The following is a 13831-nucleotide window of genomic DNA, read 5'->3' as shown; positions in this document are numbered from 1 at the left end:
CTCCCGCCCCCTGCCCGGGGGCTCATCCCGGCGGTCCCACCTCCACCTCCGCGGCCAGTGGCAGCTCCCCCGCCGACCGCCCGGCCAGCACCCGGCAGACCCCCGGCTCCGTGCGCCAGGCGTGCTCCTCGGCGGACCAGTGGCGCAGCGCCCGCGCCGGGATCCGCACCCGTGCCGTCACCTCCTCCCCCGGCCCGGCGTGCACGGCCTCGTAGCCGGCGAACCACCGCACGGGGCGGTCGACCGGTCCGGGCGGCCGGGCGAGGTACACCTGCACGACCTCCCGGCCCGCCCGCCGACCGGTGTTGCGCAGGCGCACGCACACGGTCAGGTCCTCTCCCGCGTGCCACCCCGCCGGGACGGTCAGCTCCTCGTACGACCAGGTGGTGTAGCCGAGCCCGTGGCCGAACCAGTAGGCCGGCGTACGGCGTTCACGCAGCCAGCCGCGGTGGCCGATGTGCAGGCCCTCGTCGTAGGCGAGGCGGCCGTCGACCGGGCGGGTGCGGGTGACCGGGGCGTCGGCGAGGGCGGCCGGCCAGGTGGTGGGCAGCCGTCCGCCCGGTTCGGTGCGTCCGAAGAGCACGTCGGCCACCCCTCCCCCGCCCTCCTGTCCCGGGAACCAGGCCAGCAGGACCGCACCCGCCGCCTCGCGCCACGGCATCTCGACGGGCCCGCCGCTGTTGACCACGGCGACCGTGCGCGGGTTGGCGGCGGCGACGGCGTGGACCAGCGCGTCCTGGGTGGCGCCGAGGGCGAGACCGGTCCGGTCGTAGCCCTCGGACTCGCCGTGTTCGGTGGTGCCGACGACCACGATCGCCGCGTCCGCCGCCCGGGCCGCGCGTGCCGCCTCGGTCAGCGACCCGGCGACGTCGGGGGTCGGTGGGGCGGCGCTGACGACGGTGGCCCGGCCGGTGCCGGGCGCCAGTTCACGGCGGGCCACCAGCAGGACGTCCCGCCCGGCGACCAGGTCGGCGGTGGCGTACCGGGCGGGCGGGTTGACGTGGACGATCGCCGGATCGTCGGTGTCCGGCGGGTGGACGCCGTCCAGGAGCACGCGCCCGTCGAGGCTCAGCCGCATTCGCCCGAAGCCCGCGACGCCCAGCGTCCAGCGGCCCCCCGCACGGGGGCGGAGCAGAGCGCTGATCTCCACGGTGTGGGCGCCGGGCGGCAGCGGCGGCTCCAGCAGGCGTCCGCCGCCGCGCCGCTCGGCGTGCAGCTCGGCGCCGGTGGCGTCCAGCACGCGCAGCAGCACGCCGGGCCGTCCGGAGCGGGGGTCGGTGCACAGCGTGGTGTCCAGTGCGGGCGCCGGGCCGTCCGGGCGGGGTCCGGGGACGTGGACGACGCGGGCGCGGCCGCGCAGCGCGGCCCGGACGCCGTCCAGGACGGACACCTCGCCGTGCGGGAAGACGCCCGCGCTGCCGCCGCCCTGGGTGCGGGTCCGTGCGGCGTGCGCTCCGATCACGGCGACCGTGCCGAGGCGGCCGGGGTCCAGGGGCAGCACGTCCCGGTTGCTCAGCAGGACCGCCCCCGCCGCGACCGCCCGCCGGGCCAGGGCGCGTACGTCCCGGGTGCGCGCCGGGGCCGGGGCCGGCGGCCGTTCGTCGCCGAGGACGCCGCAGCGGGCGGCGAGCCGCAGCAGGCGCCGCGCCTTGTCGTCGACGGCCGCCTCGGGCACGGTGCCGTCGGCCACCGCGTCGGCCAGGGCCTCGCCCCAGGGGCCGTCCGGACCCGGCATGGCGAGGTCCAGGGCCGCGCGCCCGGTGTTCACGGTGTCGCGCACCGCGCCCCAGTCGGAGACGACGACGCCGTCGAAGCCCCACTCGCTCTTCAGCGGATCGGCGAGCAGGCCGCTCGCGGTCATGGTGGTGCCGTCGACCGCGTTGTAGCCGGCCATGACCACCCGGACCCCGGCGGCCACCGCGGCCTCGAAGGGGGCGAAGTAGACCTCCCTGAGGGCCCGTTCGCCGACGCGCACGTCGACGGTGAGCCGGTCGGTCTCGGAGTCGTTGGCCACGTAGTGCTTGGCGGTGGCGGCCACCCCGCCCGCCTGGACGCCGCGGATGAGGGCGGCGCCGATGCGGCCGGTCAGTTCGGGATCCTCGGAGAAGCACTCGAAGTGCCGGCCGCCCAGCGGGCTGCGGTGCAGGTTGAGGGTGGGGGCGAGCAGGACGTGCACGCCCTTGCGCCGTGCCTCGGCGGCGAGGAGGCCGCCGAGGCGTTCGACGAGGGCCTCGTCCCAGGTGGCGGCGAGCGCGGTGGCGGACGGCAGCAGCACGGCGGTGCCGCGTTCGTCCCACGACTGTCCGCGCACGCCCGCCGGTCCGTCGGACATCACCAACTCGCGGAGCGCCACGCCCGGTTCGGCGCGGGTGCGCCAGGTCGTGGCGCCGCTGAGCAGCAGCGCGCGGGCGCGCGGTGTCAGTTTGCCCAGCAGCCGGTCGATGTCTTCCTCGCTCGTCCCCACCCGGGTCCCCGCCCTCTCCTCTTCTCGTCGCGTCAGCTGTAGACGCCGAACTCGTACAGCGAGTAGCCGTAACCGGTGCCGCGTGCCGTGCCGTTGACCCGGACGTAGCGGCCGGTGCCGGTCACCTCGAGGTCGTCGACACCGCCGTTGCCGTCGGTCACCGTGCGCACGGTCCGCCAGTTCTGCCCGTCGTCGGAGACCTGGACGGTGTAGGCCCTGGCGTACGACGTCTCCCAGAAGAGCTGCACGTGCTTGAACGTGGTGCGGGTGCCGAGGTCCACCCGCAGCCACTGCGGGTCGCTCCAGTCACTGGCCCAGCGCGTGTGGGGGTCGCCGTCGACGGCGTTGCCGGCGGGGCAGGGGCAGTCGCCGTGGCCGGGCTGGAAGGAGGAGGCGGTGGCCGGCTTGCCCAGGGCGGCGTTGGTGCCGTCCACGGCGGGCGGCACGACGCGGGCCGAGACGGTCTCCACGCCGACGTTGCCCCTGCCGTCGGTGGCCTTGACGTACAGCTTCCACACGCCGGGACGGTCGGGTGCCTTGACCCTCAGGCGTCCGCCGCCCAGGTCGGTGAACGGCAGCGGGGTCAACTGCTTGCTCTGGTCGATGTAGTTGCTGTTGGCGAGCACCTCGTGGGTGACGGCGTCGCCGTCCGGGTCGGTGGCGCGCGCGGTGAGCACCAGGTCCCTGCCGGCCTGCACCCTGCCCGCGTCACCCTCGACGCCGAAGCCGGAGATCACCGGCGGCGTGTTGTCGCCGGAGCCGGCGCCGCCGTACGCCCGTTTCACCGCGTAGTAGGACAGCCGCTTCTGGCCGGCCGGCAGGAGGTTGAACCAGATGCCGCCGAAGTCGTACTCGGTTCCGTAGTGGAAGAGGGTCGCGCCCAGGGCGACGCCGCGGTGTCCGGTGACGCAGTTCCAGGCCTTGGTGTAGCCCTCGGCCTTGGCCTGGTCGGTGGGCTCCCTCGGTACGCCGTTGGCGTCGTCGGGGACCTCCCACTCGCCGGCCGGTCCCGCCTCGGTGACGATGTACGGCTTGGTGTAGCCGCCCTGTTCCCAGGCGGCCCGGACGTCGCAGACGGCGTTGTAGGAGTTGACGGCGTACAGGTCGAGGTCGGGGGCGTTCCTCTTGTAGTACGGCCAGGCGCCGACCCAGGCGTCGGTGGAGGTGACGGGGTGGTTCGGGTCGACGGCGTGGATCCTCTTCGTCACGTCGTTGACGAAGGTGGTGTAGGCATCGCGCTGCCGCTCGAGTTCGTCTCCGCTGTAGCAGTTCTGCAGGCCGAGGACCGACTCGTTGCCGACGTTCCACATCAGGACGCCCGGGTGGTCCTTGTACTCCTGCACCCAGCGGGGGAACTCGGCGAGCATCCGGTCCTTGTACGCGGTGTCGGTCAGGTAGTCGACGCAGCCGCCGCTGCCCGGGCCGCCGCCGGGCTGGAGCCAGAAACCGGCGATGACCTTGATGCCGTGCGCGGCGGCGGAGTCGAACAGGGGCCTGCTGCTCGCGTCGGTGCCCCAGGTGCGGATCGTGTTGACGCCCATGGATCTCAGGTCGGGCATGTACCGGTTGGCGTCGGCGGCGGAGGGTCCCCAGGTCAGGCCCTTGATCTGGTAGGGGCTGCCGTCGACGGTCAATTGCCAGGCGCCCTGGCCGCCGGTGACCTTCACCGTGCTGCCCGCGGCCACCGCCTGCGGACCGGGCAGGGCGGTGAGGGCGCCGGCGGTGAGCAGGGCGACGGTCAGGGGGGCGGTGAGTCTGCGGGCACGGGTGTGGGGTCGGCTCATGTGGGACTCCGGTGTCCGGGGTGGGGGGCGGCCCGGCCGTGGGGGCTTGAACGGCCGGGCCGGCCCGTTCGGTCGGCCCGGCCCGGCCCGTCGTGACGGACCGGTCGGGGAGGGATCGCCCGCGGGTCAGGGAGTGGTAGCCCGCAGGTCAGGGAGTGGTAGCCCGCGGGTCAGGGCAGTTCGTAGTGCTCGTTCAGAGCCGCCCCGGCCTCCGGGTGCGTCTCGTCGTGGCCGCGCGCGTTGCACTGCAGGCCGCCGACGATGCAGTGGTCGACCAGTGCCTTCAGGGTGCGCTCGTCCCAGGCGTTGAAGAAGTCGTAGTGGAACGAATAGCTCGCTCCGCCGGCCAGCCTGACCCGCGAGAGGTCGCCGTTGACGGGGAACGCCATCTTGAACTCGATCATCGGCAGGGCGACCGGGTGGCCGGCCGGGCAGATGTTGTTGTTCGTGCCGGGGTTGACGACCGGATAGGCCATGTGGCTCTGGTGGTCGGGGGTGTCCAGGTTGCGGCCGTCCCAGCAACTGGGGGCCTGGAAACGGATGTTGACCTGGACGTCCTGGCGGTCGGGGCAGTCGGCCGGGAACTCGACGTTGAAGAAGCTGTCGCCGCACTCCCAGCCCTCGACGAACCCCCGGTGGGCGCGGAACTGCTGGGCGCTCTGCAGGGGACTGCCGACGACGTACCGCAGGCCCTTGGGGAAGGGGCGCACGCTGGTGTAGTCGGTGACGCCGGCCTTGTAGTAGATGACCTGCGGGCCCACCGGCAGCACCGGCCGGTCGCCGTCGTACATGGTCGGCATCCAGTACGCCGACCGGTCGCCGGGGGCGAGGCAGGTCGTGTCGCCCGCGTCGAGCGAGGCGGTCGTGCTGCCGGCGTCGGTCGTGGTGTTGCCCATGAAGGTGTGGTCGTGCGACTTCCCGGGCTGCCCCGGGTGGACGACGGGGTCGTCGGGCGCCGTGTGGGAGACCGAGCAGTTGGCCTGGAACTCGTGGAAGTAGCGGTGCGGCGGCTCCTTCGTGGACGGGGTGACGCCGGTGACCGGCGGGTTCGCGGGGATGTAGCCGTCGCCGTCCGGGTCCTCGGGCGAGGCGGCGGTCGAAACCGCCATGGCGTGCGCGGTGTGCGCGGCGTGCACGGCCGGCGCGGCGGCGGTGCCGGTGTCGGCGTTCGCCGCGACCGTGCCGACGCCGACCGAGGTCAGCAGTAACGCGGTCGCGATCAGGGTGCCGGACAGGACTCTTGATCTCCGTGGCATGGAGACCTCCTGAGAGGTGTCGGGGAAAATCTCGGAGAGCGCTCTCCCACGGACGGAGTGTTGAGCCGGGCGCGGGAGGGTGTCAAGGGATCCGGCACAAGGAGCAACGAATGCCGCGCCCACACTTGTTGAACAAGTCACAGGTGGGGCTGTCGTAACTCTTGACGTCTCTCGCACACGGATGAACCATGCACATCCAGAGAGCGCTCCCCCACCCCCACTGCGTTCATCTTCCGAACAAGGAGAGAGCCGCCCCATGCCCACTTCCCCCACGAACTCCCCCGCGCCGGAACCCTCCGGCGTGCGGCGGCGGGCCCTCCTCGGTGCCGCCGCGGCCGCACCGGTGCTGGCAGGCATGTCCGGGGCGGCCTCCGCCGCGCCTGCGGCGGGACGCAAGAAGCCGCGACGGCTCAAGGCCGGGGGCGACCTCGGCCCCAACGTGATCGTCTTCGATCCGTCCACCCCGGGCATCCAGGCCCGCCTGGACGAGATCTTCCGGCAGCAGGAGACGGCCCAGTTCGGCACCGGCCGCTACCAACTGCTGTTCAAGCCGGGCACGTACAACGGACTCAACGCGCAGATCGGCTTCTACACCTCGATCTCCGGTCTCGGGCTCTCCCCCGACGACACCACCATCAACGGTGACGTGACGGTCGACGCCGGCTGGTTCGACGGCAACGCCACCCAGAACTTCTGGCGTTCGGCGGAGAACCTGGCCCTCGTCCCGGTCAGCGGCACCAACCGCTGGGCGGTCGCCCAGGCCGCGCCGTTCCGCCGGATGCACGTGCGCGGCGGACTCAACCTCGCCCCCGCCAGTTACGGATGGGCCAGCGGCGGCTACATCGCCGACAGCCGCGTCGACGGCACGGTCGGCCCGTACTCGCAGCAGCAGTGGTACACCCGGGACAGCTCGGTCGGCGGCTGGACCAACGGCGTGTGGAACATGGTGTTCTCCGGTGTCGAGGGCGCCCCCGCGCAGGGCTTCCCGAACCCGCCGTACACCACGCTCGACACCACGCCGGTCTCCCGCGAGAAGCCCTTCCTGTATCTCGAGGGCGACCAGTACCGCGTCTTCCTGCCCGCCCTGCGGACCAACTCCCGCGGCGTCACCTGGGGCAACGGCACCCCGCGCGGCACCTCCCTGCCGCTGGAGCGCTTCTACGTCGCGAAGCCCGGCGACTCGGCGGCCACCCTCAACCAGGCCCTCGAACAGGGGCTCAACCTGCTGTTCACGCCGGGCATCTACCACGTCGACCAGCCGGTCCGGGTGAACCGGCCGGACACGGTGGTGCTGGGCCTCGGATACGCCACCCTGATCCCCGACAACGGCGCCACCGCCCTGCAGGTCGCCGACGTCGACGGCGTACGGCTGGCCGGCTTCCTGATCGACGCCGGTACGGTCAACTCCTCCGTGCTGCTGGAGGTGGGGCCGGAGGGTGCCGCCAAGGACCACTCCGCCAACCCCATCACCGTGCAGGACGTGTTCATCCGGATCGGCGGCGCGGGCCCCGGCAAGGCCACCACCAGCATGGTGATCAACGCCCGGCACACCGTCATCGACCACACCTGGGTCTGGCGCGCCGACCACGGCGACGGCGTGGGCTGGGAGACCAACCGCTGCGACTACGGCGTCGTCGTCAACGGCGACGACGTCCTCGCCACCGGTCTGTTCGTCGAGCACTTCAACAAGTACGACGTGCAGTGGAACGGCGAGCGGGGCCGCACGGTCTTCTTCCAGAACGAGAAGGCCTACGACGCCCCCGACCAGGCCGCCGTCCAGAACGGCTCGATCAAGGGCTACGCCGCGTACAAGGTCGGCGACCACGTCACCACCCACGAGGGCTGGGGCATGGGCAGTTACTGCTACTACAACGTGAACCCGAGCATCGTGCAGCACCACGGCTTCGCCGCCCCCGAGCGGCCCGGGGTGCGCTTCCACAGCCTGTCGGTGGTGTCGCTGAGCGGCAACGGGCAGTACGAGTGCGTCATCAACGACACCGGGTCGCCGACGTCGGGCAGCGACACGGTGCCGTCGACGGTGGTGTCCTACCCCTGATCCCGGCGCCACGGGCACGTCCGGCCGACGCCGGTGACCGGACGTGCCCGTACGGTGCCGGTGGCGGCCCCTCCCGCGCGCGAGTGCGGGAGGGGCCGCCGTCTCCGTCACCACACGGGCGCGCCTCCGTCACCGGGCGGGCGGCTCAGCGTCACCGGGCGGGCGCCTCAGCCGGTGCCGGGGCCGGCGCGTAGCCGGTGGGCCGGCTGGTGAAAGTGCCGCGGCCCTGGGTGCGGCTGCGCAACCGGGTCGCGTAGCCGAACAGTTCGGCCAGCGGGACGGTGGCGGTGACCACCGCTCCGCCCGCCCGTGCGGCCGAGCCGGTCACCCGGCCGCGCCGTGCGGCCAGGTCGCCGAGCACCCCGCCCACAGCGTCCTCGGGCACGGTGACCGTCACCTCGACGACCGGTTCCAGCAGGACCACGGCGCAGGCCCGCAGGGCGTCGCGCAGTCCCAACCGGCCGGCGGTGCGGAAGGCGGTGTCCGAGGAGTCCTTCACATGCGTGGAACCGTCGGTGAGCGTGACCCGCAGCCCGGTGACCGGATGCCCGCCCAGCGGCCCTTCGGCCAGGGCGTCCCGGCAGCCGGCCTCGACCGCGCGCACGTACTCCTGCGGCACCCGCCCGCCGACGACCGCCGAGCGGAACTCGAACCCGGACCCCGGCGATCCGAGCGGCTCGACGTCGAGGACGACATGGGCGAACTGACCTGCCCCGCCGTCCTGTTTGACGTGCCGGAACACGAAGCCGGTCACACCGCCGCCGACGGTCTCCCGGTAACCGACCCGGGGCCGGCCGACGTCGACGCCCAGCCCGAGCTCACGCCGGATCCTCTCCACCGCCACCTCCAGATGCAGTTCGCCCATGCCGGACAGCACCGTCTGGCCGGTCTCCGCATCGGTGCGCACGCCCAGCGAGGGGTCCTCCTCGGCCAGCCGCGCGAGCGCCGACGCCAGCCGCCCGGTGTCCGTGCCCCGCAGCGCCTCGACCGCCACGGAGACGACCGGTTCGGCGACCCCCGGAGGTTCCAGGAGCAGCGGGGCGTCCGGCGCGCACAGGGTGGCGCCGGCGCGGGCGGACTTCAGTCCGACCACGGCGACGATGTCCCCGGCCACCGCCCGGTCCAGCGGGGCCTGCCGGTCGGCCCGCACCCGCAGGATGCGCCCGACGCGCTCGGTACGCCGCGCGGTGGCGTCCCACACGGTGTCCCCCTTCCCGATCGTTCCCGAGTAGATCCGCAGATAGGTCAGCCGGCCCGTCGAGGTGGCGGTCACCTTGAACGCGAGCGCGGCGAACGGTGCCGCCGGGTCGGCGGCCCGCTCCTGTCCGCCGCCGTCCTCGCGCGTCCCGCGCACCGGCGGCACGTCGAGCGGCGAGGGCAGATAGGCGAGTACGGCGTCCAGCAGCGGTTCGATACCGCGGTTGCGGTAGGCCGAGCCGCACAGGACCACGACGGCGTCACCGCCGCGGGTCAGGTCCCGCAAGGCGTCGGTGAGCGTCCCGGTGGTGAGCGCACCCGTGTCGCAGAACTCCTCCAACGCGCCCGGATGCAGTTCGGCGACGGCCTCCTCCAGCAGCCGGCGCCGTCCGCCCGCCTCCTCGCGCAGTGCGTCCGGCACCGGTGCCGGGTCACCGGCCTCGCCCTCGTCGTCCCACGTCAGCGCGCACATGCGCACCAGGTCGACGACACCGGTGAAGGTGTCCTCCCTGCCGATCGGCAACTGCACCGCCAGGGGTGCGGGGTGCAGCCGCTCCCGGATCGAGGCGACGGCCGTGTCCAGGTCGGCACCCGCGCGGTCCATCTTGTTGACGAACGCGATCCGCGGCACACCGTGCCGGTCCGCCTGCCGCCACACCGACTCGCTCTGCGGCTCCACTCCGGCGACCGCGTCGAACACGGCGACCGCGCCGTCCAGGACGCGCAGGGAGCGCTCCACCTCGTCGGCGAAGTCGACGTGGCCCGGGGTGTCGATGAGGTTGATCCGGTGGCCGTCCCAGGCACAGCTGACGGCGGCGGCGAAGATGGTGATGCCCCGGTCGCGTTCCTGCGGGTCGTGGTCGGTGACGGTGGTGCCGTCGTGCACCTCGCCCCGCTTGTGCGTGGTGCCGGTGGCGTACAGGATCCGCTCGGTGACGGTGGTCTTGCCCGCGTCGACGTGGGCGAGGATGCCGAGGTTGCGGACGGCGGCGAGGGGGCTGGCGGTCGTCGGGTTGCGCATGGCCCGTGGCCTTTCGGATGGTCCGGAGAAGGGCGGCGCGATGTCCCTGACGCACGGCGGGGCACGTCCCCGGACGCGCGGGGGGTGCGGAGATCAGACGTGCGTCACGGCATCCGGTGCCGGCCGCGCAGCGGGCACCGGACGGCCGAGGACACCAGGATCACCTCGGAGCGGGCGGACCGGGTGCGGGGAGCGGCGACGGCGGTGTGGTCACGCACGGCCCGGCTCCCCTCGACTGGTCTCCTCGACGCCGCCCGGACAGGGGGACGGCGCTGCTGCCGATCGCGAGTGTAGGCGGGGACGCCACGGCCGGACCACGCGTTTTACGAGGTCGCGCGTTCGTGGACCACCTCCCCGCATGTCTCATGTCCTGGTACGGGATTCCTGGAAAATGAGATGTCTGGGAGTGTGAAGGGGCCCGCACCGTTCGCGCGGCCTCTCCCGAACAGGACCGAGTGGGACGCGTGGCGCCGCGCGGGCCGTCGGCGCCGGTGGCCCCCGCCGACAGCGCCCCCACCCTCGCCTGGCCCGCTCCCGCGCGCGACGCCCAGGTCACGGAGATCAGCCCGGCCGAGCTGGAGACGCCGGCCGACGCCCCTCCCGCACACGCCTCCCCGGTCCCCTCCGCCCCCCGGGTCCCCGGCTCCCCCGGCGTCGTGACCGCCGAGCCGTGCGACCGCGCCGACGGTGTCCGGCGTGAGCAACCGGAGCCGGGCAGCCGCCGCCCGCCCGGCCCGAGGGCGCGACGCACACGCTGCGACACTCCGTCCAGGCCCGCAGGACGGCGGCTCACGAGGTCGGCACTTCTTCGAGAGAACCGCCGCTCGTGAGCCGCCGTACTCCTCGGCTCGATCAGCCATGGGATGGGCTCCGTGGGACAGCGAAGAGGACATACGCCTGCCGGGCGCCCACGGGCACGGACTCGGCGTGGATGCGCACCGTGTCCTTTCGGAACCTCGTGCGAGGCCGCAGGGCGAGCAATGGCCCGAGGTGGGCGGTGATCCGGTCCGCGGCGGACTTGGAGACCCCGAACAACGGGGCCAACTGCCGCAGGGTGAGGTTCGTCCGCCAGTAAGCGGCCACCAGCAGGAATGTGTCTTCCAGCGGCGGGCCCCAGGGCCGGCCTCTGCTCACCGGGTCGGCGCCCTCCCGCCGCAACGCGGTCACAGGCTTCGTGAACTGTCGTGGGCTCAGCCCGGTGAACGGGGCTGTCCAGGAGGGTTCCGGCGCAGTGATCACACCAGCCACGGCGAGATCGTCTCACCTTGATCATGCTCCAGGGCCCGCAACCTCTGGGCGGGAAACATCTCGATCGCCCGGACGGCTTCCGCGTGAGATCCTCCGCCCGTGGCTACGGAGACCGAGGTGGGAGAGCTGTTGCACCAGCGCGGCTGGCGGGCGGCATTTACGGTCACTGGAAGGGTGAACGCGTGGACCACCCTGGTGAGCGTCATCGAGCGCGGCTAGGGCGACGACATCCACGAGTACACCAACGACCTCTACTGCCGAAACTGGCTGCACGAGGCATGGCTCCTGCTGGACGAACACATCGTCCAGCTCTGGACCCCGCGGATCAGAGCTCTGGACGACCGGTACAGGGCCGCGACCGTCGACGACGACGGCCAAGCGCTCGACCAGTTCCGCCGACTGCCCGGCCCCGACCTGTGGTGGTGGCGGCGGCACCCGCGCATCCTCACTGGAGACCTCGGGCGTTCGCTCCGCTCGGCCGGTGCCATCGGCACCGACCCTGACGCAGCATGAACCTCAGCCTCATGGGGTTACGGGACAACTCTTGGCAGAGCTGGTTGAGCTGGTGTATGAGTCCGGTCGAAGCAGCCTGATTGTCACCAGTGAGGCACGCGGCTTGTCACAGATCCTCTTTCAGAACCACCGTGACCGACCAGGAGACGGCCTCTCAGTATCCCCAGCTGGCGTAGATGGTGACGTTCTCGCCGTTGTCCCTGGCTCCGACGCATACGTCACGCCAGTCGAGCAGCCAGCCGCTGGAGCGGCAGCTCTCCTGCTGGAGGCCCAGTTCGCGGATGATCTCCGGCCGGGACAAGCCGTCCTCGCTGGTGACCGTCGCGGCGCGCCAGCAGCCGCCGGAACCGCAGCTGGTGCCTTCGTCAGCCATGCTGATGCCTGGCGGCAATGAGGGGAGGGCCTTGGACGGCGGGGCGTCCGAGCCTTCGCTGATCATCAGCGCATACAGGAGGCCGACCACGAGGGTGAGGGCGAACTGCATCCCCAGGAAGCCGATCGCTCCGTTGCGGCGGGGAATCCATTCCGGGGGAGGGGAGTTGTCGTGCCGTCCTTCCAGTCCCGCACCGCAGGCGATGAGCAGAGACGCCAGGGCTGTGAACACGAGATGGGCGTCGGGTCCGGGGGCGTGGATCCAGCCCTGCTGGACGCTGATCAGCAGACCGGCTCCGGCGAGCAGCGTGCCGCCGATCGCGAAACCGACGGGGCGGGTACGGGCGATCGTCGTCCAGACGACGGCGGGCGCGACGGCGAAGAGTATCCCCAGGACGATCAGCATGTACGGGGGGACGTGCGGCCTCGAGCGCTCGGTTCCATACGGCCGGGGCTCCCCTCAGACCCGCAGGCCGGTCGTTCATGCCGTGTGGTGCGGCGAAGTCGTCGTTGCCGAAGTCCCATCCGTGCGCACCTACGGCCTTGCCGGTGACAACAGGCCTGCCCATGTGACAGCTATCGCGCTTCGGCTCACTGCGGCAATGAGCCTTTGCCGCAGCGGGCTCCGCATTCAGTAGTCGAGACCCGGGTAGTCGATGTCGTCGATGGCCACGTCCGACAGCCCCATGGCGCGACCGCCGCCGTCCTGGAGATACACGTCCTCCAAGCCTTCGGCGATGATTCCGCGCATCTGCTGGTCCAGGGTCTTCGAGAAGTGATCTTGTGTTCGGGTTAGTCATGCCAGGCCGGGGGCGGTGAGGGGCCGCAGGTGGTCTCGGCCGGTGCGGCGGGGGCGGCGCCGATGTCGGTGTGGCCGTCCTGGGGGTGGACGCCGATGGCGAGGTTGCGCAGGCCGGCCATGACGCGGGGCAGGTGGCGGGTGCGGATCTTCGAGGCGTCCTCGTGGAAGGTGCGGTCGCGGACGTGGTGGAGCTGGTTCTCGATGCGCCGGTGGCCGCGGATCCGGGCGGCGAGTTCGCTGCCGGTGGCCGCGCCGGGCGGCAGGCTCGTGACCGGGTGGATCCGCTCGGTCGTCAGTTTGCCCGTGCCCAGGTCCCTTTTCCGGCGCATGACTTGGAGAGCCTGCCTGGCGGCGGGACTTCTCAAAGACCCTGGGGTTGGAGAGGCTCGGTGAACGGAGAGGGTCAGGTGCGCGGCAGCACGCCCAGGAGCGTCGAGGTGAAGGAGATCCGCAGAGCGTCACGCAGCTCCAGGTGGTGCACGCCGAGGGCGGGCTCCTCCGCGTAGGCGGCGAGGAGGCTGGGCGGCGGCGGGACGTAGGACGACAGGGCGCCCGCCGAGGCCAGGATCATCAGGCAGAACATCTGCGCGCCGTCGCCGAGCTCGGGCACGTGGCGGCGCACCAGCTCGGACATGGTCGCGAGCTTCGCGAGGGAGGACCGCTTGTGCCGCTTGGCCACCTCGACCGAGACGTTGTGCTCGAGGACGCCGCCCTGCGCGCCGAAGAGGTCGCAGAGCACCACCCGTTCCGCCAGCGACCGGCTGAGGACCTCGGCCAGCTGACCCGCCCGCGCTTCCGGTGACGCCTGCGCCTCGACGCCCGCGGCCAGTTCGTCCGCCAGCTCGGTGAGCCACCTTTCCAGGAAGGCGTCCAGCAGTTCGAGCAGCACCGCCTCGCGCGACTCGAAGTACCGCAGGACGTTCGACTTGGCCAGGCCCACCCGCCGGCTGAGCTCGTTGAGGCTCACCTCGGCCACGGGCATCTCGTCGAGCATCGCCGCCGCCGTGTCCAGGATCGCCCGGCGGCGGATCCTCCGCTGCTCCTCGCTTCTCGCCCGCTGAAACGTCATGCCCTCACCCTAACTTAAAGACCACCGGTCCCTTGACAGGAGACCGCCG

Annotated in this window: 8 protein-coding genes and 2 pseudogenes; 1 reads left to right on the top strand and 9 read right to left on the bottom strand. The window is 72.4% G+C overall.

All coding sequences use genetic code 11. The features are described from left to right. Positions 1-22: 22 nt before the first annotated feature. From ACF07S_RS24295 to ACF07S_RS24285, 3 genes are all read right to left on the bottom strand, one after another. Positions 23-2464: a glycoside hydrolase family 3 C-terminal domain-containing protein gene (locus ACF07S_RS24295; RefSeq protein WP_391975079.1), complete on the bottom strand. Its 2442-nt coding sequence runs from the start codon at positions 2462-2464 to the stop codon at positions 23-25. Positions 2465-2496: 32 nt separating this feature from the next. Next, positions 2497-4248, bottom strand: a complete 1752-nt coding sequence (locus ACF07S_RS24290) for a discoidin domain-containing protein (RefSeq protein WP_391965748.1) — start codon at positions 4246-4248, stop codon at positions 2497-2499. A 170-nt stretch (positions 4249-4418) separates the two neighbouring features. Next, a complete protein-coding gene (locus ACF07S_RS24285; protein WP_391975078.1) occupies positions 4419-5504 on the bottom strand; it encodes a DUF1996 domain-containing protein in 1086 nt (361 codons plus the stop codon). 256 nt (positions 5505-5760) lie between these two features. On the opposite strand from ACF07S_RS24285, the gene ACF07S_RS24280 reads away from it, so the two are divergent. Next, a complete protein-coding gene (locus ACF07S_RS24280) occupies positions 5761-7560 on the top strand; it encodes a coagulation factor 5/8 type domain-containing protein (RefSeq protein WP_391975077.1) in 1800 nt (599 codons plus the stop codon). A gap of 151 nt (positions 7561-7711) precedes the next feature. On the opposite strand, the gene fusA is transcribed toward ACF07S_RS24280, so the two are convergent. The 6 genes and pseudogenes from fusA to ACF07S_RS24250 form a co-directional block, all read right to left on the bottom strand. Continuing rightward, positions 7712-9778, bottom strand: coding sequence for an elongation factor G (fusA, locus tag ACF07S_RS24275; protein WP_391975076.1), 2067 nt, complete (start codon positions 9776-9778; stop codon positions 7712-7714). A 930-nt stretch (positions 9779-10708) separates the two neighbouring features. Continuing rightward, positions 10709-11026 (bottom strand): annotated as a pseudogene (locus ACF07S_RS24270) (transposase family protein); the annotation flags it as partial. Positions 11027-11693: 667 nt separating this feature from the next. After that, on the bottom strand, positions 11694-12317 hold the full coding sequence (locus tag ACF07S_RS24265) for a hypothetical protein (protein WP_391975075.1): 624 nt from the start codon (positions 12315-12317) through the stop codon (positions 11694-11696). Positions 12318-12542: 225 nt separating this feature from the next. Then, positions 12543-12671, bottom strand: a pseudogene (locus ACF07S_RS24260) (XRE family transcriptional regulator); the annotation flags it as partial. A 32-nt stretch (positions 12672-12703) separates the two neighbouring features. Further along, positions 12704-13042, bottom strand: coding sequence for a transposase (locus tag ACF07S_RS24255; RefSeq protein WP_391975074.1), 339 nt, complete (start codon positions 13040-13042; stop codon positions 12704-12706). A gap of 74 nt (positions 13043-13116) precedes the next feature. After that, entirely contained in the window at positions 13117-13782 is a 666-nt protein-coding gene (locus ACF07S_RS24250; RefSeq protein WP_391965718.1) for a TetR family transcriptional regulator, read from the bottom strand. Positions 13783-13831: the final 49 nt, after the last annotated feature.

This window comes from Streptomyces sp. NPDC016640 (genome assembly GCF_043076215.1).
Taxonomy (GTDB): domain Bacteria; phylum Actinomycetota; class Actinomycetes; order Streptomycetales; family Streptomycetaceae; genus Streptomyces.
Note: the sequence above shows the minus strand (reverse complement) of the source record. Positions and strands in the feature narration are given on the sequence as shown.

What these genes read in the sequence shown, in the direction of transcription:
- ACF07S_RS24290 (WP_391965748.1), bottom strand. Translation starts at nt 4,248, where the DNA reads ATGAGCCGACCCCACACCCGTGCCCGCAGACTCACCGCCCCCCTGACC.
- ACF07S_RS24285 (WP_391975078.1), bottom strand. Translation starts at nt 5,504, where the DNA reads ATGCCACGGAGATCAAGAGTCCTGTCCGGCACCCTGATCGCGACCGCG.
- ACF07S_RS24280 (WP_391975077.1), top strand. Translation starts at nt 5,761, where the DNA reads ATGCCCACTTCCCCCACGAACTCCCCCGCGCCGGAACCCTCCGGCGTG.
- fusA (WP_391975076.1), bottom strand. Translation starts at nt 9,778, where the DNA reads ATGCGCAACCCGACGACCGCCAGCCCCCTCGCCGCCGTCCGCAACCTC.
- ACF07S_RS24265 (WP_391975075.1), bottom strand. Translation starts at nt 12,317, where the DNA reads ATGCTGATCGTCCTGGGGATACTCTTCGCCGTCGCGCCCGCCGTCGTC.
- ACF07S_RS24255 (WP_391975074.1), bottom strand. Translation starts at nt 13,042, where the DNA reads ATGCGCCGGAAAAGGGACCTGGGCACGGGCAAACTGACGACCGAGCGG.
- ACF07S_RS24250 (WP_391965718.1), bottom strand. Translation starts at nt 13,782, where the DNA reads ATGACGTTTCAGCGGGCGAGAAGCGAGGAGCAGCGGAGGATCCGCCGC.